Annotated in this window: 18 protein-coding genes and 5 tRNA genes; 1 reads left to right on the forward strand and 22 read right to left on the reverse strand. The window is 40.7% G+C overall.

All coding sequences use genetic code 11. The features are described from left to right. Positions 1-95: 95 nt before the first annotated feature. From IE222_RS14405 to IE222_RS14410, 3 genes are all read right to left on the reverse strand, one after another. Positions 96-608 carry a methyltransferase domain-containing protein gene (locus tag IE222_RS14405; RefSeq protein WP_223282708.1) on the reverse strand — a complete coding sequence of 171 codons (513 nt, stop codon included), beginning with the start codon at positions 606-608 and terminating at the stop codon, positions 96-98. Continuing rightward, complete coding sequence (locus tag IE222_RS26395; RefSeq protein ID WP_223282709.1) at positions 598-837, reverse strand: class I SAM-dependent methyltransferase; 240 nt, start codon at positions 835-837, stop codon at positions 598-600. The genes IE222_RS14405 and IE222_RS26395 overlap by 11 nt, the downstream gene beginning before the upstream one ends. A gap of 290 nt (positions 838-1,127) precedes the next feature. Next, the gene (locus tag IE222_RS14410; protein ID WP_191273970.1) at positions 1,128-2,222 is read right to left on the reverse strand and encodes a CotH kinase family protein; all 1,095 of its coding nucleotides are present in this window, start codon (positions 2,220-2,222) and stop codon (positions 1,128-1,130) included. Between the two features lie 202 nt (positions 2,223-2,424). On the opposite strand from IE222_RS14410, the gene IE222_RS14415 reads away from it, so the two are divergent. Continuing rightward, positions 2,425-2,751, forward strand: coding sequence for a CotG/ExsB N-terminal domain-containing protein (locus tag IE222_RS14415; RefSeq protein ID WP_191273972.1), 327 nt, complete (start codon positions 2,425-2,427; stop codon positions 2,749-2,751). Positions 2,752-2,884: 133 nt separating this feature from the next. Here the strand turns inward: IE222_RS14415 and IE222_RS14420 are convergent, their stop codons facing one another. From IE222_RS14420 to IE222_RS14510, 19 genes are all read right to left on the reverse strand, one after another. Then, entirely contained in the window at positions 2,885-4,336 is a 1,452-nt protein-coding gene (locus tag IE222_RS14420; protein ID WP_191273974.1) for an FAD-linked oxidase C-terminal domain-containing protein, read from the reverse strand. Then, on the reverse strand, positions 4,336-5,688 hold the full coding sequence (locus IE222_RS14425; RefSeq protein WP_191273976.1) for a (Fe-S)-binding protein: 1,353 nt from the start codon (positions 5,686-5,688) through the stop codon (positions 4,336-4,338). Before IE222_RS14425 ends, IE222_RS14420 begins: the two co-directional genes overlap by 1 nt. Before the next feature lie 2 nt (positions 5,689-5,690). After that, on the reverse strand, positions 5,691-7,016 hold the full coding sequence (locus IE222_RS14430; protein WP_191273977.1) for an FAD-binding oxidoreductase: 1,326 nt from the start codon (positions 7,014-7,016) through the stop codon (positions 5,691-5,693). Between the two features lie 166 nt (positions 7,017-7,182). After that, a complete protein-coding gene (locus tag IE222_RS14435; protein ID WP_191273979.1) occupies positions 7,183-7,911 on the reverse strand; it encodes a CBS domain-containing protein in 729 nt (242 codons plus the stop codon). A 75-nt stretch (positions 7,912-7,986) separates the two neighbouring features. Further along, on the reverse strand, positions 7,987-9,423 hold the full coding sequence (gene dacB / locus IE222_RS14440) for a D-alanyl-D-alanine carboxypeptidase/D-alanyl-D-alanine endopeptidase (RefSeq protein ID WP_191274005.1): 1,437 nt from the start codon (positions 9,421-9,423) through the stop codon (positions 7,987-7,989). A gap of 100 nt (positions 9,424-9,523) precedes the next feature. Further along, complete coding sequence (locus IE222_RS14445) at positions 9,524-10,792, reverse strand: LysM peptidoglycan-binding domain-containing protein (RefSeq protein WP_191273980.1); 1,269 nt, start codon at positions 10,790-10,792, stop codon at positions 9,524-9,526. 200 nt (positions 10,793-10,992) lie between these two features. Beyond that, the gene (locus tag IE222_RS14450; protein WP_223282711.1) at positions 10,993-12,831 is read right to left on the reverse strand and encodes a M6 family metalloprotease domain-containing protein; all 1,839 of its coding nucleotides are present in this window, start codon (positions 12,829-12,831) and stop codon (positions 10,993-10,995) included. Between the two features lie 182 nt (positions 12,832-13,013). Next, on the reverse strand, positions 13,014-15,587 hold the full coding sequence (locus IE222_RS14455; RefSeq protein ID WP_191273982.1) for a DEAD/DEAH box helicase: 2,574 nt from the start codon (positions 15,585-15,587) through the stop codon (positions 13,014-13,016). Between the two features lie 66 nt (positions 15,588-15,653). After that, positions 15,654-15,848, reverse strand: a complete 195-nt coding sequence (locus IE222_RS14460) for a YbxH family protein (RefSeq protein WP_191273983.1) — start codon at positions 15,846-15,848, stop codon at positions 15,654-15,656. A 98-nt stretch (positions 15,849-15,946) separates the two neighbouring features. Further along, positions 15,947-18,616: a pyruvate, phosphate dikinase gene (gene ppdK / locus IE222_RS14465; RefSeq protein WP_191273984.1), complete on the reverse strand. Its 2,670-nt coding sequence runs from the start codon at positions 18,614-18,616 to the stop codon at positions 15,947-15,949. A 2-nt stretch (positions 18,617-18,618) separates the two neighbouring features. Further along, positions 18,619-19,434: a pyruvate, water dikinase regulatory protein gene (locus IE222_RS14470; RefSeq protein ID WP_191273985.1), complete on the reverse strand. Its 816-nt coding sequence runs from the start codon at positions 19,432-19,434 to the stop codon at positions 18,619-18,621. Positions 19,435-19,451: 17 nt separating this feature from the next. Continuing rightward, on the reverse strand, positions 19,452-20,093 hold the full coding sequence (gene ccpN / locus IE222_RS14475; protein WP_370465052.1) for a transcriptional regulator CcpN: 642 nt from the start codon (positions 20,091-20,093) through the stop codon (positions 19,452-19,454). Between the two features lie 173 nt (positions 20,094-20,266). Continuing rightward, positions 20,267-21,076 (reverse strand): Fpg/Nei family DNA glycosylase, encoded by an 810-nt coding sequence (locus IE222_RS14480; protein ID WP_191273987.1) that lies wholly within the window; start codon positions 21,074-21,076, stop codon positions 20,267-20,269. 106 nt (positions 21,077-21,182) lie between these two features. Then, positions 21,183-21,950 (reverse strand): NUDIX domain-containing protein, encoded by a 768-nt coding sequence (locus IE222_RS14485; protein WP_191273988.1) that lies wholly within the window; start codon positions 21,948-21,950, stop codon positions 21,183-21,185. Positions 21,951-22,065: 115 nt separating this feature from the next. Then, positions 22,066-22,136 (reverse strand) — tRNA-Trp (locus IE222_RS14490). Positions 22,137-22,140: 4 nt separating this feature from the next. Then, a tRNA-Tyr gene (locus IE222_RS14495) sits at positions 22,141-22,225 on the reverse strand. A gap of 40 nt (positions 22,226-22,265) precedes the next feature. Beyond that, positions 22,266-22,342 (reverse strand) — tRNA-Met (locus IE222_RS14500). A gap of 18 nt (positions 22,343-22,360) precedes the next feature. Beyond that, positions 22,361-22,432 (reverse strand) — tRNA-Gly (locus IE222_RS14505). Positions 22,433-22,450: 18 nt separating this feature from the next. Then, positions 22,451-22,527: transfer RNA gene (locus IE222_RS14510), tRNA-Leu, on the reverse strand. Positions 22,528-22,598 lie beyond the last annotated feature (71 nt).

A 22,598-nucleotide genomic window follows, 5' to 3' on the forward strand; every position in this document is an offset into this window, starting at 1 on the left:
GACATTTCCCCACTATGTATCATTTATATTTTTATATTGGATTTGCAGTAGGCCGTTTTATTAAATTTCCATCTTGATACATATATATCTTCCATTTAAGACTTCTTCTGCAGTAAATAGAAAACATATCCATAATACTCGGAGTAGTTTCTATATAAATCAATTTCCATTTGCGCTTCGGCTAACTGGTTTAAAGCTTCTTGAACGTGTTGATATTTTTCTTGTAAAATATGGATTCTATTCTCTAATGGAATATAGTAATCCTGCCACCAGCCGGATTCTGGCAGGACAAAGGTGTCTATGACTTTATAGCCGTGTTCTTCAGCTTTTCGAATATTCCCCTCAATTGTATCGGCTTCGGGATAAGCATTATTCCAAAAGTCCAGCGGTTCTTGCGGCGGATTTTCTTTTATCCATGTAAGCTCGGTAACTACTAAAATACCTTTTTCTTTAAGAAACTTTCGCCATTCTTTTAAGCCGTTTTCAAAGCCTATGATATAAATTGCACCTTCTGACCAAACCACATCAAATTGTCCCTCTGCATACGGAAGTGCCTTCATATCTGCCTTTTCAACTTTTACTATAGCTGTTAATTTATTATCTTCCACTTTCTTTTATAAAAACTTCTAGAAATCCTTCGGTGATGTCTGTAGCTACAATCGTGCCATCTGTTATTGCTGCAAGTACGAGAGTTTGCATGCCTGGACCACAGCCGATATCTAATATAGAAGGTTTATCGACAAATTTTTCTATCATCTGATAGGCTTTCCTCGTAGATTCATTGTCTCCTGGTCCTTCTCGTGGAATGTCTTTATGTAGTTCGAAAAAAATATTCATAAGATTCTCATCTCCTGATAGATTGGCTATAAATAACAATTCGATTAATTATGGAATAAATCCTACTATTATTAAAGACAGTTTAGGAGATTTTACTGTAAGTTTGTCATCAAGAATCCTAATTTAAGACAGTTTAAAGATCCCATGAGACTAATTTTGTCCTTAAGAAGGCTTATTAAAGACAATTTAAAAGTTTGCAAGACTAGTTTTGTCCTCAAGAAGCCTTATTAAAGACTATGTGTTAGACTTTCCTGGCTATTGTCCAAAGAAAACTCCACTCATAATTATCCCTATTCCAACTTATGCAATTTGCTAAACAAGTAATTTCTTCTTTCTTCAATGTAATCGGAGATCACTTTCGGTTCTCCTTCAAATAGATCTATGTGATCCCTTTTATAAGGATCATCAGACAGAAATGGGCGTATCAAATCCAGCAGTTTTTCTACCCTTGGCATCATATAATCATGAGTAAATTGATCACTCATGATTTCCTGCAGCATCATGCGGTATTGTCTGCGAAACTCGTTAACATCCAGCAAGCGTGCTGTCAAGGTATTAAACCCCGTTATCGGAACATAATCTGCCTCCATTATTTTTCCATTCACATCCCGGCCCCATGTCGCATCATAGTCCCATGGGACTACCTCAAACAAGCCTGATTCGCCATTTCGGTAAAGGGCGTAGTTATGGACAAAGCCGTCATAATTTGAAGTGAAAATAATTCCCGCTACCCAGCGAAGATATTGTTGAACGTTCACATACTTCGGAATTTCCCTTTCAAACTCCAGCGGAGAAATGGTATTGATTTTATAAATCAATTCCTGTAATTGAAACTCAGCTAACTGCGAATCCTTCCATTTTGTTTCATAGCCTGCCTTCAATGATTTCTTTGTTTCTTTTTCCAAATCACTCATCAGCGAAAAATTCGCATCCCCATCCACCGCATAAAAAATACTGCCAGCTGGAAGGTCTCTTCTTCTGATAAAGTTCTCATCAACCGATTCAATTTCTAAATAAACCCCTTCATCCTTCCCGTTAATGGTTAAGAATACATGCCGTGACTGCGGCGCCAACACACCAATTTCAGAAAAAAAATCAAACGATAGTTTATTTCGAATTAAAGAGGGGTCCTTATACTCAGCGTTCAGATGAATCTGTCGTGAGCCCATAAATTTTTTCGGTTTATAAAATGTTACCTGATAGGACTTTTTCGGAAAGTCACGGATATGGGAGCCGCGGAAGGCTACATCAATCTCGAGCCGTTTCCCATCGATCCTTAACTGGGCCGGAAGCGGTTCATCAATCCAAATATTTCGCTTTAATTCCTTTAAATCGATTGGTTTGATGAACAGTTTATATAGCGGTAAATTGGCCGTCTCGTCCATTTTCCTCCCTCCCTCTTTTTATTCGTATGTTGGAAAAATGCAGCGGTCACGATTTTTCAGCAATTTTTCTTTTTATAGGCTTCCAGCCCATACAAATAGCGGCTTACATACGTACAGTGATACAAGAAGAGTGAGTTTTTCCAGTCAGGCAATTTGGCACTTTTTCGTACTCCCTTTTCAAATTTAAATGGAGGTGCAAAAAATGGACGAAGAAAAAGAGTTTTCCCCGGAAGAAATTCAATCGGCTGCAGAAGAGGTAAGAATGGGCGGGTTTGGTGATTTCATGTTCATGGATCCGAACCGAAACCGAAGAACAACGCGGAAACGGACTTCTAGCCGTCCACGGCAAACTTCCCATCCTAGAACTTCAAGCAGACATACTTCCCGGAAAAAAACTTCTCGGAAAAGAACTTCTCGTCAGATGGATTTATGTTGTACTGAATGGCGAAATACAGCTCGTGGCAGACATCAAACGAAGAGCTGTTGGAAAGACAGCAATATGTGGGTATATAAATGGCGCAGAAGATAATTGGCAGCGGGGTTTCTTTCCTCCGCTGTTTTTTCATGGAGTTTTTAAGTTGGGATGGATTACCATTGGCTGATTGTCTTTAAAAGACAACTATCAGAAAAAAATCCCACTGGCCTTTGCCAGTGGAATGATTTTAATTTTTAGAAGATAATTCCCGTTTCACCTCGGCACAGCGGCCAGGGGTTGGAAATAGCTTGCCTGCATTCAACAAGTGATCGGGATTAAAGACATCGCGGATATTGGTTTGCGCTATGATTTCCTCATCATTAAACACAAAGCGCATTTCCTCTTTCTTCTCGATTCCCACCCCATGTTCACCAGTAATCGACCCGCCAACATCCGCACAAACCTTTAAGCACGCGCTTCCAGCCTCAATGGCCTTCTCGGTTTCACCTGGGATTCGTGAATCAAACAGAACAAGAGGATGTAGATTTCCATCACCGGCGTGAAAGATATTCGCGATCCTTAACCCGCTCTCCTTACTAATATGGTTAATTTTCGCCAGCACTTCAGGCAGCCTGCTCCTTGGAATCACACCATCCTGCACTAAATAATCCGGAGATATGGCCCCCATTGCACCAAAACCAGTTTTCCGATTCGCCCACCATCGTCCTCTTTCCGCTTCATCACGGGCAGCCTTTACTTCACGGACGTTCCACTTTCGGCAAACGTCCAAAATCATCTCAATTTGACCTTCAATCCCGGCTGCAATGCCATCAACCTCGATTAACAATACTGCTTCAATGTCTTTTGGATGGCCGACGGGGAAAGCGGCTGCTTCGACACCTTCAATCGCAGTTTTATCCATCATCTCTAGCGCCGCAGGAACAATGCCGCTTGAAATAATATCAGATACCGCCTGGCTTCCATCTTCAATGTTATCAAAATAAGCCAGCACCGTTTGCTTTGCTTCCGGATTTTTTAAAATCCTTACTGTTATTTTCGTAACAATCCCAAGCGTGCCTTCCGAACCGGTTAAAAGTCCAAGCAAATCATAGCCTGGAGAATCGGGAATGCCGCCATTGCCAATTTCAATGATCTCCCCATTTGGGAGGACAACCTCAAGTCCTAAAATGTGATTGGTCGTTACCCCGTATTTTAGACAGTGAGCACCGCCGGCATTTTCAGCTACATTCCCTCCAATCGTACAGGCATATTGGCTCGACGGATCAGGAGCATAATAATACCCTTTATCTGAAATCGAGTTTGTCAGTTTTAAATTAACAAAGCCAGGCTCCACAACCGCGCGCCGATTCTCTAAATCTACTTCGAGGAGCCGTTTCATACGAACCAGACTAATAATTACTTCATTATTTAGTGGGATGGCTCCGCCGCTTAGCCCTGTTCCTGCACCGCGGGCTAGAAACGGCAGATTGTTCTCTGCACAATATTTTACAATCTGAGAAACTTCCTCAGTATTCTTTGGAAAAACAACTGCCCTTGGCAGATGCCGTTCAATTGTAAAACCATCACAGTCATAGGCGAGCAAATCTTCTTCCTTATAAAGAATAGCATTAGGGCTTGAGACGAGTTTGGCGAGGTTGATTATATGAATATCATTCGTCTTGACTTTATTTCTCACCATCACTCACCGCCCCCTAATTCGTCTTCTCTTTGATATGCCCAGTCTAACAATTGTACCGTATGAACAATTTTCTGATTCCTGCCGTGCTTTTGTACACCCACCGCCATCTGCAGCATACAGCCAGGGTTACCCATTGAGATCATTTCAACATCATCTGGGACATTGGCCATCTTACTCTCCAGCACAGCACCAGCCATTTCCGGATTTGTCAGGTTATAAATCCCGGCACTGCCGCAGCAGCGGTCCGCATTCGGCATATGAACCATTTCTACACCTGGAATATGGAGCAGAAGGTCACGCGGTTCTTCGCGGATTCCCTGACCATGGGCAAGATGACAGGCGTCATGATATGTGATCCGCTTATTTAATTCAGCTTTAGGCGTTTCGTAGCCTATATCATAGAGAAACTTTGAAATATCCTCGACCTTTGCTGAGAATTCCTTTGCTTTTTCCTGCCACTCCGGTTCATCATGGAATAATTCCGAGTATTCCTTCAGCATACAGCCGCATCCTGCCGCATTGACAATGACCTTTTCAGCATCCTTAAACGCTTCAATATTTTGCTTCGCCAGCTTCCGCCCCATCTCTCGGTCACCCGCGTGTACATGCAGGGCACCGCAGCAGGTTTGATTTTTCGGAATCACCACGTCATTTCCATTACGGGTTAACACATTAATGGTAGACTCATTGATATCACTAAACATGACATCCATAATGCATCCCGACAACATCGCCACTTCCCGCTTAGTTTCACCCTTAGCCTTGATCACTTTTTCATTTTTATATTTTTTCCTTACAGGTGTCTTCACCTCAGGCATAATTGATTCCATTTCCACCAAATGATCTGGCATGATATTAATTAGACCGGTTTTTCGCACTAATTTCTGCAGTCCGCTCTTTTGATAAAATTTCAGTAAACTTCCTGCAGCATGGAGCCGTTCAGGGTGTGGAAATAAGGTCTCAAGGAAAAATTTGCTCGTCATTGATTTCCAGCCAGTCAACGGCATTGCCTGTCTTACTTGCCCTCGTGCTTCTTCAATTAAGCCGCCTACATCAACACTGGCTGGGCACGCAGTTGTGCAGGCGCGGCAGTCAAGGCATTGAAATACCGGGTCAGCAAATGCTTCATTTACGAACAACTTTCCTTCCGCAACCGATTTGATCAAATGGACGCGGCCGCGCGGTGAATGCTGCTCCTGTCCTAATTGTTCGTATGTGGGACAGGCTTCCAAGCATAAACCACAATGTACACAATCCGCCCATTTATTTTCCTTCGGCGGGTCGCTCCATAAATAATTGCCTAAGCTTCCTGTCGTGCAGGCAGGTTTCTGTTCGATATTCGGTATGCTCATCGTTAAATCCCCCCCACAAAACGTCCGTTATTTAGGATTCTTTTTGAATCGACTTTCGCTTTAATACCGTCTAATAAGAAAAAGTGACTCGGTTTTTCACCCCATACTTTGATTTGCTGGCGAAGTGCCAATGGCAGATGAGTTGCAACTGCATATCCACCCAGGTGCTCTGCAAACGACCGTAAAGAAGTAATGGCTGAAACGACATCATCTTTTGTTCCTGTCAAATAAACTTTACATAAGCCCGTACCAAGCCCTCCATGTGCTTCCGCTTTTAGATGATGGGAATCTTGAAGTAGCTGGCTTTCTTTGATTACCGATACTACATCTAAATTTTTTACACCGACTTTTAAAGCAGCTTTTGTTGTCTGTTCGGAGACCGTTTGCTGTCCATTAGGTGAAACCGCTGCTAAGTTATCCCAAAAACTCCGTGCATCATTTTGTTCTAAAATTGAAATAGAGGCATCAGAGGGTTTGTGTTGCTTCACATAATCGACTTGATAACGTACAGAGCTTTCGACATCCTCAAAGCTGATCGCCAATGTAAAAGCCCGATGTCCTGTTACTATTTCTGCCAATGGTGGATTTAATAATTCAAGTGCTACTGGTTCCATAACTGAATCTAATAAGCTGATGGTAAATGTGTGAATATCTTCGAGGTTTCCATCTGGGAAGGATAATAGAATTAAACTTTCATATTGTTGTAGAGGACGTAGTTTGATGGTAATTTCTGAGATGACTCCAAGTGTCCCCATTGAGCCGATAAATAATTTATTCATATCATATCCGGCAACATTCTTCACCGTCTTGCCGCCAGAGCGGATGATGGTGCCGTCCGGATAAACCATTCTAAGCCCAATCACCATATCGCGGGCAGAACCATAACCGAGCCGTTTGGGCCCGAAATCATTAGCAGCGATAACGCCGCCAATCGTGGCCTCCTTAGGTAAAGCCGGATCAAGTGGAACTTTTTGTTTATGTTCTGCTAAAAAATCTTGTAGCTCTTGATATGTAGTGCCGGACTTAACCGTTACAATCATATCACCTGGTGAATGCTCTACTACTCCTTTGTATTGTTCCAGTGACAGCAGGATATCGGCAGATTCTTCGATACCGCCAAAGCCTCTCTTCGTCCCGCCCGCTATTATGTTTATTTTCATTGCCTTTTCATTGGCATATTGAAGGATGTCCGCAATTTCCTGTTCCGTTTTAGGAAAAACTGTAATACGGCCATTGTTTCCCAACAAAGGACTGCTGTGACTGCCGCCTTGTATCTGTTCCTCTAGAATGATAGAGCTTAGCCCCGTTAGCAGCTCTGACGTAACCATATGCCTCTTCTCCTTTTTGCAACCTTTTAAATTTTCAGACTATAAAACTTCTAAGAAAGCGGCAGAAGTTACTCTGCCGCTGATAAATAAAATTTTTAAAAACAATATATTATTATTGTATAAAAATATCTTGTTCTATGCAAGGAGGAAAACCAATCATTTCCTTCTATTCTATTGTATAATCTATTTCAATTAAATCCCAAGGTGTCACGACCCCTAATGGCTTTTCCTCAGGACTGCCATTTTCAGTTATAATCACACATTCTAGTTTCCGCTTTTTGCTATGAAATTTCTCGAAGATATTTTCTACTTCAAAAATATTACTTTCCTTAGAAACAAAATCGATCGGATGATCTTTTTCAAACTTCATGATATCGGAAACACGAATATCAGCTAAATTCACCAAACCATTTTCCATATTTTGCGACATCCACTTTACAATCGAGCTGGATGTTAACAAACCGATACATTTTTTGTTCTTGTAAATAGGAAATTTAGAATAACCGTGTTCTTTAATTGCTTCCGTTACCTTCAAAATCTTATCGTGATCATCAAAGAAAACAACTTTTTTTGATGCAATTGTCAGCGCATAGTTTGGCCGGCTTAATATACCAGCAATTTTTTCAATATGATTGACGACCTTTGCATTCGGCTCAGCGATATAAAAACCGACCTCCATTTTTTCATGGACAATCGCATTTCGCAGTCTTGCATACTGTTCAAGATCCTTCTTAAAGGTTTCGATTACCTGATATTTTTTCGCACCGACCTTTACTAATACTACGAATCTATCATCATTAATTTTTACTATATTCCTAAGCGAATCATGTACCTGATTGTACGCTACTTCAAATCGTTCCGAAAGCAGCTGGCCTTGATTTTTAACTGTTTTCATTTTCCTCTCCTGCCGGCGTTTTATATTTATTATATAACCATTTTTTTGAGAGGAAAATGAAAACTTATTGTTCCGCTATTGATTGGCGATGATGGAGACCATCTGATCTTCTACTTTCTTTCCCTTCTCTTCATCCAGCAAATTATTTAATATAATGGAAAAAATCAATCTTTGTCCACTTTTGGTATCTACATATCCCGATAGTGAACTCACCGTTGAAAGAGTTCCCGTTTTTGCCAGGACCTTTCCCTGAAGACCTTGTGTTTTCATGCGATATCTTAGCGACCCGCCTGTCATTTTTTTCGGTTTCCCTGAAATTGGCAGCGAATTCAAGTAAACAGGAAACCATTTTTCTTTCTGCACTGCATATAGCAGCTGTGAAATTTGGTTCGCTTGGATGCTGGTAACATGTGAGATTCCTGACCCGTCCCGCAAAACCATTGTATTAGGATTTACTCCAAGTTTAGAGAGCTCTGATTTTAGTACAGTTAAACCCGTTTTCCATGAGCCCTCCCCTTCAACTACTTTTCCCATTTCCTTTGTAAGTATTTCAGCATGCGTATTATTACTTAATTTCATAAATGGAACTACCAGCTCAGATAACGGCATGGAGCGGTGAATATGTATCAATGTTGCGGTGTCAGGCACCAAACCGGTCTTCATCTTCCCTTCAACTTTGATCCCCTGATCTTCTAGAGCCTCTTTAAAAAGAGTTAATGCATAACGAGTTGGATTCCAGACAGCAGCCCATTCGGTTACGCTTTTTGTTGTAATTGGTATGGTTCCTTTTATCACAATAGTATTCTTGCCGTGTTCTCGTTCCACTGTGATTTTCTTTTTTCCATCTTTATCAACTGTGACAGCGTGATTTATTACAGCAAGATAGCCAGTATCAGGGGTTATCTCTACCTTAGGCCGGTCCCCTTTTCGGTCCACCGGCTTAACCTCAAGCTTTACAGTTCCAGCGTCAAAATCCGAGTTTGGCGAAGCCGTCAAAGCGGAAATCTGCGCCCCATAGTATGTGGTCTCATCACTCCATGGAAGATCTACTGAATAGCGAACAGCATCATACCAAGAATCATCACCAATTATGTTCCCTTTGATTTTGTTAATTCCTCGCTCTTTTAGTGACAATGCTATTTTAACAAAGTCAGCTTTCAGTAAAGTTGGGTCGCCTTTCCCCTTCAAATAGAGATTGCCAGCTAGTGCTTTCTTTTTCACCGGACCATCCGAATACAGTTCAGTAGGAAACGTGTAATCTTCCCCCAATACTTTAAGTGCAGCTGCCGCGGTTAAAAGCTTCATATTTGAAGCGGGTCTTAAACGAATATCTCCCTGATGCTCATAAAGTAATTTTCCGTCCGCCGCATTCCGGACACTAATTCCGGCAAGCGCCCCTTGTAGCTCCGCTTGATTCTTTAATAGATAATCCAGCTGCTGCGTCCAACCCCCCGCGCTTTCTTTAGCTTCTGCAAAGGGGGAACTTGTGTAAGGCACGATAGAAGTCAGCATGATGAATATTACTATCGTGAAATATTTACTCCTTTTAAACACTCGTTAACCAACTCCCTTTCCAAATAAAAACAGCTCCGCATTATACAGCGAAGCGGCTCTATTGCTTCTTAACAGATATATTCTTTCTTAAGTATGCCCAATTTTGCGGTGCTGGATAACTTAGTTCCCAATAGGTGGTTCCAGCTAGTTGATAAAGATCGACTAGTTTATACATTTCTATATAACTTCGAATATCCTCAAACCAAACAGTATGCTCTGCACCTCCCAGCCAGTAGCGATACCACGGTGCTTTAGAGGTGTTATCAAATTGGATTGACACCCATTTAGAAATAGCCTGGTTTTGAGCATGAAGAACCGGCAGTACAATCGTTTTGTTAGACGGAACTACTTTATCATGCCCATATAGCGGAAAGGCAATTTGCATTTTAGCATGAGGAATTTGGGTAATTGAGTATTGAATGACCTTTTCCATCCAATTTATCGGTGATACCGGGTCAGGCGGACCTCCGGCGTACCCATAATCCATCGTCATGACTGCAACAATGTCAGCTATTTTTGCAATCGCCGCATAGTCGTAAGCACCGATAATCCGATTGGTTGGAAGATCCTGTGTTTTTGCGGGAAGGTTCACATGAAGTATTAGGTTTCCCAATGCCGTTTTTAATTCTGTTAAAAATAATATAAAATCATGACGTCTGGCCGGCGGGATAAATTCGAAATCTACACTTACGCCGCCGAATCTTCGCTGTCTCGCTAAATTAACAAGACTAGAAGTTAAATTTTTACGAAATGTTGGATTTTCTAGCACTCTGCCCACAAGCTCTGCACTAAAACCTTCATACGTAATATTTTGTACGACTAATAATGGCGTAATATTTAATTGCCTGCTTCTAGTGACAATTGCACTGTCATCCACAAGATTATATGCCCAGCCCTGCTCTGTTAGTGAATAGGCGACAGCAGCTAAGTATGTCAGTTGATTTCCAAGATAATTGAGTGTAGCAATATTTGCACTGACTGTCGAGGGCATCATAAAACCTAACGTTTGGATGGCTAATTTTAATGGTGTTGGAATTGTAATAATCTGCCCTATCGAAAGCCGGGATGGTTTAATGCCTGGATTGGCTTGGATAATTGTTGAAGGAGCAATCTGAAACTCCTGGGCCAATTTCCATATCACATCACCTGCTTTTATTTTATGAGTGCGGTGTGGCAGCATGTTATCTGGAATATATAGTGCAAGCCCGGGTACAAGGGCACCTGCAGCTGTTAACCCATTTACTTCTATAATGGTCTGAATTGAAACACCATACGTCGCGGAAATCTTCCATAAGGTGTCACCAGCACTCACAACATGAACTGCCATCCTATCACTCTCCTTTATACCATCTTATGGGGAAAAAGCTTTAATATACTTAAACAGTTATGAAGAACTGGGCAACGACTTCTCATAAATCATTTCCTCTGTTATACAAAAAAACTTCTTGGCCCTCGGTTTGCTAACAATTTTTTGGTACTGAAAATGAAAAAACCCTGCATTCACCGAAGCGAACCCAGGGTTTTTTGCTATTTTTGTGATTCATTAAAATTATAGAAGAATTTCGCAGTAATGGATCCGTCTGAATTTTCCTTTACATCCGTTACATGGATTCCCGAATCAGCCGGTACACTGCTGAAGCCTTTCCAGAAATAATAGGAACCTGAGTGGACGTTTCCGGATACCGGCGTAATTTGGCTGCCAGTTTTAAAGAAATCGCCGGCATCACCGCGGTTGACGTTCTTTTCAAGATCATACTTTCCATCAGCCTGAAGTACAGATAAGCCGTAATGTGTCACAACCGTACCGTTGCTGGCTGTTTGCGTCTGGTTATATTGGAATCGTTTGTTCATCCAGTTTTCAACGTTATTTGGGCGGAAACCGGCAGTTTGATAGAGTGATAGTACATTTTCATCGACATGCCATGCAACTAATCCATGGGCCTCGCTACCTTGTCGGATTAAGCCTTTGTTAAAGCCTTTTTGCTGGACATTTTCGAATAAGAAATACTCAGTTCCATTTGACCCAGGCACTTCCATTTTAACAATTGCATTATTAGAAGTCGCTGCATTCACCGGCGGCAATGTAATCGTTTGAATCCCATCCTCAGGCTTAACGACTCTTGGTTGTGCCCAGCCGAGGAAGATTTTTGAATATGGATCAAAATGGGTCGGTGAGTTACCAGAATAGGCTGCAGCATTTGGATATCTCATCCATGAACCGCCTGACATCATCGAATAGTTTCCTGTTCCCTCGGAGCTATATACTGTATCATAGAAGTCCGGCAGCCCAAGTGCATGGCCGAATTCGTGGGCAAACACGCCTGCTTGTCCAGGGAATGGACCCGTTTTTGATGCCTCGTCATATCCGCCGGTCGCTTGATTGTAACCAGCTACATTTCCTCCGATTTCCGGCTGAACATTGTAATTATTCACGAGAACACCATCAAGTGTATGGTCTTTAATAAACTCGGCATACCAAGTGTTCCATTCTTCATCTGTCTCCACACCATCCTGATTCAAATCTGCTGCAGGCTTACCAGTTTCATAATACTTTCCATAGTATAGCGCACTTAAGGCGTTCCACTTATGAGACCAGATTTGGGCCGGGTCTCCGCTAAATTCTGCACCTGTCCCTTCGTGAACGATAAACACGTTTGGAACTTGTCCTTTAACAGCATATTTTGAATAATCTACTATACTATCAGCAGCTTTAAATAGATCCGTTACCAATTCACCAATTTTAGCATCGCCATTCTCATTCCCATTTACTTTCTGATTCAAATAATAGGAAGCCCCTTTTGGCAGTTCCACCCACACTAAGTCAGTGTTTTCTTTCCTGACTAATTTTACTTTTCCATAGCTCGATTCTTTATAAATATTTTGCATGGTGCTGTCTGTTGGTGCTTTTTCGCCTTTATATTCTGCATATTGTTTGAACTCGTCTAATTCATAGGGATTATAGTGGTCGCCAAAGATTAAATCTTCTATTAATTTTGGCGGTACTTGTCCCGGATAATCGCCAAGCGGCTCATCCCCTTCTTTAAACTTTGCCAAGATAACAAGTACTGGGACATCACCAACAGCGCTTTGATATTTTACATGGTTATTGCCAGCCTGCTGAAATTTTGTTCCCAGCTGTACCGCTGCTTTTTCTGCCGGATCTTTCTTTGATAAGTCCTTCCCTAACTCTTTAGCCTTATCGCTCAACTCCGGTGAAGCGCTTACATAATGGGCCAAGCTTAATTCAGATGATTTTGTTACCGATGCTGCCTTTGTTTTTGCGCCGTCATACTGGCCTCCTGTAAAAACTACGCTTCCCGCTAATGCTAGAGCAAATGCGGATTTTGAAAGAACCTTTAACATCATAACACCCCTCTTTATTTTATAATTCAAATTTATCAGAATAGTATTCTCTCAAAAAGAATCAAAATGCCTACTTTTTTAATCTATTTCGGAATCCGTAATATAGTCTAATTAACTTATATAACTCATTGCACTAGGTCCAATAACCTAAAAAAGGACCTGTAACTCAGGTCCCTTTAAGACTCCTATTCATCTTCATTCCAATATTTTTTAAACCTAGTCCGATAGCAGGCATCACAGGTAGGAAACGGGTGGTCCCACGGGAGTTTTTTACCACAGTTTTTACACTTTTTCACAAACTTTTTAATATCCGTTTTTAGCCGTTCTTGGACTTTATCACTGATTCCTTCACGCAGACGCTCCCAATAAATCGCTTCTGTCCGCTCTTCTAACCTATATAAGAATAATAAGTGAAGTCCAACTGCTTTATAGCTTAGCTCTAATTCCTCTAAACTGTCTTCTTTGACAGGAGGCTCCGGGAGTTCTTCATGATGAATAATCGCGTACATTGTCTCTTCCCATTGCCGTGTTAGGACTCCTTCGTTTTTGGAAAAAGGCAGATGTAAAAAGCCGTATAAATCCATCAATGGCAGCCTAGCTTCAATTTCTGTTCCGGCGATTCTTTGATAGAGTGAACGTTCCTCTGTTAGTGAAGCTTTCTTTGTTCCTTTAGGACTTTTAAATTTCTCCCATAATTCAAAGAAGGTTCCTAGGTCATGATGATAGCGCTGGAATCGTTCAAACACTGAATTCGTTGGAGCGATGGCAAACGTTTGAACTGGCCTGTCTTCCTGCATAAGCAGGCTCCGCATTTTTTTTACATCATTGGTAAAAGCAACTTTACCGACGTCATAGATGCCTTTGCGGCCGGCACGGCCAGCAATTTGCTTCACTTCCTGAGAAGTTAACAGCCTTCTTCTAGTACCATCGAATTTTTCATTTTCTAAAAAGACAATACGGCGGATTGGCAAATTTAATCCCATTCCGATTGCATCCGTTGCCACAATCACTTTTGTCTTTCCTTTGTTAAACAGTTCGATTTGCTTTTTGCGCGTTTCAGGCGGCATGCTGCCATATATCATACTGGCTGAATGGCCGTCATTTTGCAGCCTTGAAGCCATTTCAAGAACACGCCGTCTTGAAAAACAAATTAAGGCATCGCCCTTTTTAACATGTTTAATATCAAATTTCTTAGGCTCCACCTCAAGTGGTGTATCACGTGTGTACTCATTGATGTCAATCTCTGCATTACCTAAAAGCTCAAGCAGCATTTCCTTAGAATTACGGCTCCCGATGATATGAACTTCTTCAGCATTGGCTTTCGTTATCGCCTTATACCAGGAAAATCCACGGTCTTTATCTGTTATCATCTGTGCTTCATCAATCACAACAACATGATAATATTCTTTTTCATGGAACATTTCCACTGTGCAGGAGATATGTTTAGCGTTAGGAACGATTTTTTCCTCTTCACCCGTCTTTAATGAACAAGGAGTTCCCTCTGCATTTAATTTATCATGCACTTCAAGGGCTAACAGTCTTAACGGCGCTAAATACAATCCGCTTTCCGCTTGTTTCATTCTTTCCAAGGCGTGATGCGTTTTTCCGGTATTTGTTTCGCCAATATGAAGAACATAACGGACATTACGTTTGGAGGAAGGGTCGTATTCCTCACCAAAGATATCCTGCATCATGCGCTCTTCTTCTTCTCTTTTGCGCTGCAGTTCCGCTTGTTCCTCTGCATGTCGCCTTTCACGCTCTTCAAGGTTTCTATCTAACATCTCTTGATGAATTGTCACATCAAACGGTATTTCCGCAAGTCGAAGTAGATCAGAAACATATTCCTCCTGAATATCTTCAAGAAAGATTCCTACAATATCATACAGTAAATCATCAATGCTGCCCTTTACAAAAGAAACCGACAGCTGCTCATGGAACGTATCGAAAAACTTATTTCTAAAATTGATTGGAAGCTCTTCAAACACTTTCTGTGGAATTAATTCTGATAAATAATCCGAAATTAACCCCTCATACACATAAAAGTACGTTTCATATTCAAAATAACTCCGGCCCCAGCCCAGTGTCTTTTGAATATCTCCGGTCAGTTCGTCAAAAAAAGCAGCAACTGTTGTAAAGGATACAGGATTAAACGCACCTTCCTCTTCTAACTTTTCTTCAAGTGCAAAGGTATCTACAGATTTAAATTTGACATTGTTTTTAAAATCGGCTGCTAATTGTTTCGCCACAAAATGGCGGACATATAAATAAAGAAGTTGATAATTCTCCTCAATCATGATATTTGCTGCTTTATCAATTTCTTTTTCAAGATGAAGCTTAGTTTCCTCCAACCGCTTTTCTTGCTGCCTTTTTATGTAGTTTTGTTTTGCTTGTTCATAACGATTGGCCCATTCTTCGTCCTGCCCCTCGAAATTTTCCAATACCCAGTTAAGTGTATTAAACGGCTGATATTCCCGCATTTCATCACGAAACAACTTATTAATCAGCTTACGGTCGACACCTTGCACCTCATATCCTTTTTCACTTAAAAATTGCTTCTTTTCTATTTTTGGTACATCATTCGTCGATTTGTTCAGCCAAACATTGACCCAAATTTGTTCAATGTAATGGCTGCGTTCGCTAATATATTGCGCAAATGAAGGCAGTACAGCCTTTGTCTCCAAATAATAGTCAATATCCTGATACACTTTTAATTTTGTATGTTCGATTGCTTGAGGGTAAATCGTGATGAGTTTGCTCATTATACCCCCTCCTCTCTATTGCATATTTATTATATCATTATTTCTAATTCAGAACGAACGTTCCGACTATAAATTATGGCACTCACAATATTGCTCGACCAACGCTTCAATTTTGTTCAAATCAGGAAATTTCCCGGAGAACTGGAACTTAATTTCCTCAATAAATTCTTCCTTATCATTATATACATGGATTGCTCCATTTTGCTGAATCACACTATATTCTGGCACAAACCGATAGCCGCTGCGTTCAATGGCTCCCATTTTTACTGCCCCCTTTTTTTAAAAATAGTATTCGCTCAAATGTACTGTACTAATCCCATGATAAAAAAAGAGGACGGCATTGCCATCCCCTTTATCATTTATGCTGTTGTAACCACTTCTTCTCTCTTCGCTTCATGACGAATCGTTGCCTGTGCTGCAGCAAGCCGCGCGAGAGGTACACGGTATGGTGAACAGCTGACATAATCTAAGCCAGTTCTGTAGCAAAAGTCTATCGAGCTCTTTTCACCACCGTGCTCACCGCATATCCCTGTCTTTAATGAAGGTTTGGTCGCACGCCCAAGTTTCACACCAGTCTCTACTAATTTTCCGACGCCATCTTGGTCAAGGACTGCAAATGGATTTTCCGGCAGTACTTTATTTTCAATATAGGCCTGCAGGAATTTTCCTTCTGCGTCATCACGGCTATATCCGAATGTCGTTTGTGTTAAGTCATTCGTTCCAAATGAGAAGAAATCGGCTTCTTCGGCAATTTGATCCGCCGTTAATGCGGCGCGCGGAATCTCTATCATCGTACCGATGGTATAATCAAAGTTCTTACCTGTTTCTTCCTGTACCTTAAGGGCGGCTGCTACAACCAGCTGGCGCATCTGTTTTAACTCATTGACATGGCCAACAAGCGGAATCATGATTTCAGGCTGTACGGACATGCCTTTTTCTGCTAATGTAGCTGCAGCATAGAAAATCGCTTTTGCCTGCATATCATATATTTCCGGATAAATCATACCTAAGCGGCAGCCACGATGACCAAGCATAGGGTTAAATTCATCCAATTGACGAACCTTTTTCAATAATTGTTCCTTTTGTTTCAATTCCTGTGATTGCGGGTCTAAAATTTGCAGCTTTGTTACTTCGATTAGCAATTCTTCCTTGTTTGGTAAAAATTCATGTAACGGTGGGTCAAGTAAGCGGATTGTTACAGGGAATCCCTGCATCGCCTCAAAGATTCCTTCAAAGTCTTCTTGCTGCATTGGCAGCAGCTGCTCTAATGCTTCCATTCTTTCGCCATAATTTTCTGCTAAAATCATTTTTTGTACAATCGGAATCCGTTTTAAGTCCATAAACATATGCTCAGTCCGGCATAAACCGATTCCACCGGCACCAAATTCAAATGATTTTTTCGCATCCTCAGGATTGTCGGCATTTGCACGGACACCAATTTTACGTTCTTCGTCAGCCCAAGCAAGTAATTGCTGGAATTCTTCAGATAGCTCAGGGTCAATCATTGGGATCTCCCCAAGCATGATCTCACCGGTAGAACCATCTACAGTAATGATATCGCCGTGGCGAATGACCGTTTCACCAACCGTAAATTGTTTGCCCTTCATATCAATTTTTAATGCCTCACAACCACATATACAAGCTTTCCCCATTCCGCGTGCAACAACTGCAGCATGGCTGGTCATACCGCCTCGGCTTGTTAGAATCGCCTGGGACGCAACCATCCCATGAATATCATCAGGTGTGGTTTCTGGTGATACAAGAATAACTTTTTTACCTTCGTTGCCTAATTGCTCAGCCTCATCGGCATCGAAAACTACCTGTCCAGTGGCAGCACCAGGTGATGCCGGCAAGCCTTTCGCTAAAATCATTTTCTCTGCTGAATCATCAATTCTGCGGTGCAGCAGTTGATTTAATTGATCAGGATCGACACGGAGCAGTGCTGTCTTTCTATCAATGATTCCCTCTTTTTCCATGTCTACAGCAATGCGAATAGCTGCTTGAGCGGTACGTTTGCCATTACGTGTCTGGAGAATAAATAACTTGCCGCGTTCAACGGTGAATTCAATATCCTGCATTTCTTTGTAATGCTGCTCAAGACGGTGGCAAGTATCAGCAAATTGCTGGAAAACCCCAGGCATTTCTTCTTTCAAGGTAGCAATTGGCTGTGGTGTACGGATTCCAGCAACTACGTCTTCTCCTTGGGCGTTAATTAAGTATTCCCCATATAGGAGTGGTTCTCCAGTTGATGGATTTCTTGTAAAAGCTACGCCTGTGCCTGAATCATCTCCCATATTTCCAAATACCATACTTTGAACATTCACCGCTGTACCTAAATGATCAGGAATTTTATTCAAGCGGCGATAAACAATAGCTCTCTGATTATTCCAAGAATTAAACACGGCATTAATCGCTAGAAAAAGCTGTTCCTTTGGATCCTGCGGGAACTCTTTTCTTGTATGCTTCTTCACAATTCCTTTGTAACCAATAATAACTTCTTGCCAATCTTCAGCTGTCATTTCAGGGTCATTAGTATATCCTTTTTGTTCACGTGTTTCCTCTAATAATTGTTCAAAGAAAAACGTATCGATTTCAAGAACTACATTACTAAACATTTGAATGAAACGACGGTAGGAATCATACGCAAATCGGGGATTATTTGTCAATTTGGCCATGCCGACAACGGTTTCATCATTCATTCCAAGATTTAAAATTGTATCCATCATACCAGGCATTGAAAAAACAGAGCCTGAACGTACAGAAACAAGAAGCGGATTTTGCGGATCCCCTAATTTTTTCCCCATTTTTTCTTCTAAAGCAGCAAGGGCATCTAAGGTCTGTTTTTCTACTAATGTAGGGATGGATTTACTAGATTCATAGTAGGCATTGCAAGCTTGTGTTGTTATCGTAAAACCAAAAGGAACAGGCAGACCGATTTTTGTCATTTCTGCTAGATTTGCACCTTTTCCGCCGAGCAATTCCCGCATATTGCCGTTTCCTTCATGAAACAAATATACAAATTTCTCCATAGTTATAAGCTCCTCTCTTTTTTCAACACATCTAAAATTAAACCGGCTGTTTCTTCTACTGCTTTATTAGAGACATTAATGATTGGGCAGCCGACCCGTTTCATAATTTTTTCAGCATAATCCAGTTCATCGAGAATTCGCTGAAAGCTTGCATAGTTTGCCTGCGAGCCTAGGCCTAATGCTTTCAGACGTTCTTTGCGAATCTCATTTAATTTATCTGGTGAAATGATTAAGCCAATGCAATTTTTCCTTGGTATTTGAAATAATTCATCTGGCGGCGGTACTTCAGGAACAAGCGGGACATTGGCAACCTTAAACCGCTTATGCGCCAAATACATCGACAGCGGCGTTTTCGATGTCCTCGATACCCCGATTAACACAATATCTGCTTTTAAAATTCCCCTTGGATCGCGGCCATCATCATATTTAACCGCAAATTCAATTGCCTCAATTTTCCGAAAATATTCTTCGTCTAATTTCCTCATTAACCCTGGCTGATGATGCGGTTCCTGATTAAACTTGGCAGAAAAAGCATTCATTAATGGACTAAGCAAATCCACTGCGACAAGATCTTCTTCAGCCGCCCTTTGGTCCAAATACTCCTTTAAGGCTGGAATAACAATCGTGTAGGCAATCAGTGAATTTCCCTTTTTGGCTAGCAAGATAACATCTTCTATATCCTCAATGTCATCTACATATGAATTGCGGCGAATCTCCACGTGTCCGCCGTTAAACTGCGTTGCCACAGCTTTTACAACCAGCTCAGCCGTTTCGCCGACCGAGTCTGATATGACATAGACAACTTGTTTCTGTTTCAAAATGGCAGCAGCTCCCCTTAATCTGATTTTTCTTCCATGATTTCTAAATAAGCTCGAGTAATGGTTGTTTTTGTAATCCGTCCAACTAGTAAATATGTATGATTATGTTTGTCCACTTCCTTTACGACTGGAAGGGAGTCAACGTGATAATTTATCATTTTTTTCGCAGCTTCAAACAAAGTTTCTTCAGGATAAATGGTGATAATATTCGGCATTCGAGTCATTATGACACTTACAGGTAATTCTTGAAGATTTCTGTTACCGATTGCTGCCCTTAACAGATCCTTACGTGAAACTACCCCGGCTAAAAGACCATCCGAGTCTAAGGCATAAAGCGTTCCTACATCTTCTAAAAACAACTGAACAATTGCATCATATACAGATGTTGATTTTTCAACGACAATCGGGTGTGCCTTGAAATCTGCCACTTTTTGATGAATATATTTTTCTGCCTGCTGTTTTACGGAATATTTTTCATTAAAAAAATATCCGACTCGAGGTCTTGCATCTAAATTACCAGACATCGTTAAAATCGCTAGGTCTGGTCTCAAGGCAGCTCTTGAAACAGAAAGCATTTCGGCAATTTCTTTTCCTGTAATAGGTCCCTTTTGTTTAACAATTTCTAGGATTTCGTCCTGTCGCTTCGTAAGTTTAATTATTACCACCCCCTATAGTTCAATAAATGTGTTATATTATATAACTTAATTATAAATGTGCTATACTTATTTGTATATAGTATATTACATTTAAGCGTATTCGGAAACAAAAATTTTGACAAAGGAAGTAAATATTTTTTACATAAAAAAATCCCGCCATATAAAGGTTGACGAGATTACTTTTGACAATTTGGACAATAATAGGTGTTACGAGAAGAAATTGTTTCCATTATAATCGTGGCACCGCATCTTTTGCATTCTTCCCCTTCTCGATTATAAACCTGACATAATGCAGAGAAACTTCCTGTTAAGGTATCACCTTTAAAAAATGGATTTTCTAAATAGCCGCCATGATTACCGGCTTCTTGCAAAATGGTTTTCATCGATGTGTAAATCTCGATTCTTTTCGTTTCGTCAATATCATCGATGTCATTCGTGGGTTTTAATCCGGCATGAAAACATATTTCGGCTGAGTAGCAATTCCCTATGCCAGCAATAAACTCCTGGTCCAGCAACGTTGTCTTTAAGCGACCATGTTTAGAAGAGATCCTTTGCAAAAATTGCTGCTGTGTGAATTCGGGAGCTAACGGCTCTGGACCTAAATGTTCAAGCTTCTGTTCAGCTTCTTTTAAAGAATACAAATGGAGATAGCCGAGGCGTAAACCGATAAAATAAAGATGGTAATCACCGAAGGATAACCGAACCTGTATGGTTCGCTTGGGCTTGTCAGCTTCCTTCCCAAAAAACATCCAGCCGCCCAGCATTAAATGCAATAATAGGGTTTGACCATTTTGCAGTTGAAAAAGCAAATGCTTTCCCCTCCGATTAACATTTACTACCTTTTGATGTTTTACTGTTTTCTTAAACAATTCTGCGTTGATATTGATGGATTTATCTCTGTTTATTAAGATATCAGTAATTATTTCACCAGCGATTTTTTGATTGAGCAGAATTTTATAATTTTCCATTTCCGGAAGCTCTGGCAACTTTCTTCCCCCTTACTGTTTTCATTATCTTTTCCCAATACCTTGGATTTACTTATAAAATAAAAAAACACGAGCTTACTATAAGCTCGCCAATAAGAGTCAAATATTAAATTTCTTCCATATTCCCTGTAAGTCTTTTTATTAGCTGGTAGGGACGTACCTTAAATGCTTCATATGGCACGCAATATCCTTGCATTGCATCTATCACTCTTGGAATAAATTTTCCTCTTTTAATATAATTAAGCACATTAGTGGAATCAATTTTAACAAAAGAAACATCTTTAGTTTCTTCGGATGTTTTAGGTTGACCTCCTATCGCCTTCCCTAAAAAAACAATAGAAATTGTATTTCCATTTGAATAAACACCAGAAACACCGAATAAATTCACCATTATTCCTGTTTCTTCATGAATCTCTCGAATTAATGCCTGGTCAAGTGTTTCTCCTTCATCTACTCCGCCGCCAGGAAGTTCCCATGTATCTGATCTCCAATTTGTTCTAACTAACAATGTTTCCTTTTTTTCATTTAAAATATATCCACTGACAGTGACTGTCTGTTTAGGTGGGGTATAGGAACCAGTTGATGTTAAGAATGTTTTATGACAATCTAAGAATAATGAGTCCGATTTTTGTAATTGTTTTTCTAATGATTGATGCATTTCATCCTTTTTAATTCGCTCGTCAATCTTTAAATATTCTTCATAGCTGGGATATTCCCAAATCGAAATAATTTCATCATTCACTTCAGTTACCCAAGAGCCAATTAACTTAGCACCATTTTTAATGTACACTGGAAAGACATATCCTTGGAAGAAATGATTAAATTCTTTAACTTTATTGGGATGCAGTTGGTAAATTTCTTTTATATAAATCATACCAATCCTCCCTTTGCTGATTAATAAAAGGTATACATCATTTTATACATAAAAAACATAATAGATTCAAATAAAAAAACGTCTTCCTAATTAAATAGAAAGACGTTTAAGATTACAGGGGCAGTAGGAATCGAACCCACACTGAAGGTTTTGGAGACCTTAGTTCTACCTTTAAACTATGCCCCTTTAATGGTGGAGGGGGACGGATTCGAACCGCCGAACCCTGAGGGAGCGGATTTACAGTCCGCCGCGTTTAGCCACTTCGCTACCCCTCCAAATATGATTATAGAACGGAGGAAGAGGGATTCGAACNNTTGGTAGCGGCGGAGGGGATCGAACCCCCGACCTTACGGGTATGAACCGTACGCTCTAGCCAGCTGAGCTACACCGCCATAATTATGTATCAAGAGAGCGGAAGACGGGATTCGAACCCGCGACCCCCACCTTGGCAAGGTGGTGTTCTACCACTGAACTACTTCCGCATTTTAAATTGTATTTAGTGGAGATGAAGGGACTCGAACCCCGAGCATTAAGGCACCAGATCCTAACTCTGGCGCGTCTGCCAATTCGGCCACATTCGCAATATTTTAAAAATATAAAAGGTATTTAGCTTAAATAAAAATTATTAAACAGCCCGGCAGCGTCCTA

The sequence above is a fragment of the Neobacillus kokaensis genome, assembly GCF_014656545.1.
GTDB classification, from domain to species: Bacteria; Bacillota; Bacilli; order Bacillales; family Cytobacillaceae; genus Neobacillus; species Neobacillus kokaensis.

What these genes read in the sequence shown, in the direction of transcription:
- IE222_RS14430 (WP_191273977.1), bottom strand. Translation starts at nt 7,016, where the DNA reads ATGGTTACGTCAGAGCTGCTAACGGGGCTAAGCTCTATCATTCTAGAG.
- dacB (WP_191274005.1), bottom strand. Translation starts at nt 9,423, where the DNA reads ATGCTGACTTCTATCGTGCCTTACACAAGTTCCCCCTTTGCAGAAGCT.
- IE222_RS14435 (WP_191273979.1), bottom strand. Translation starts at nt 7,911, where the DNA reads ATGAAAACAGTTAAAAATCAAGGCCAGCTGCTTTCGGAACGATTTGAA.
- ppdK (WP_191273984.1), bottom strand. Translation starts at nt 18,616, where the DNA reads ATGGAGAAATTTGTATATTTGTTTCATGAAGGAAACGGCAATATGCGG.
- IE222_RS14420 (WP_191273974.1), bottom strand. Translation starts at nt 4,336, where the DNA reads ATGGTGAGAAATAAAGTCAAGACGAATGATATTCATATAATCAACCTC.
- IE222_RS14450 (WP_223282711.1), bottom strand. Translation starts at nt 12,831, where the DNA reads ATGATGTTAAAGGTTCTTTCAAAATCCGCATTTGCTCTAGCATTAGCG.
- IE222_RS14425 (WP_191273976.1), bottom strand. Translation starts at nt 5,688, where the DNA reads ATGAGCATACCGAATATCGAACAGAAACCTGCCTGCACGACAGGAAGC.
- IE222_RS14415 (WP_191273972.1), top strand. Translation starts at nt 2,425, where the DNA reads ATGGACGAAGAAAAAGAGTTTTCCCCGGAAGAAATTCAATCGGCTGCA.
- IE222_RS26395 (WP_223282709.1), bottom strand. Translation starts at nt 837, where the DNA reads ATGAATATTTTTTTCGAACTACATAAAGACATTCCACGAGAAGGACCA.
- IE222_RS14455 (WP_191273982.1), bottom strand. Translation starts at nt 15,587, where the DNA reads ATGAGCAAACTCATCACGATTTACCCTCAAGCAATCGAACATACAAAA.
- IE222_RS14410 (WP_191273970.1), bottom strand. Translation starts at nt 2,222, where the DNA reads ATGGACGAGACGGCCAATTTACCGCTATATAAACTGTTCATCAAACCA.
- IE222_RS14485 (WP_191273988.1), bottom strand. Translation starts at nt 21,950, where the DNA reads ATGATTTATATAAAAGAAATTTACCAACTGCATCCCAATAAAGTTAAA.
- IE222_RS14445 (WP_191273980.1), bottom strand. Translation starts at nt 10,792, where the DNA reads ATGGCAGTTCATGTTGTGAGTGCTGGTGACACCTTATGGAAGATTTCC.
- IE222_RS14460 (WP_191273983.1), bottom strand. Translation starts at nt 15,848, where the DNA reads ATGGGAGCCATTGAACGCAGCGGCTATCGGTTTGTGCCAGAATATAGT.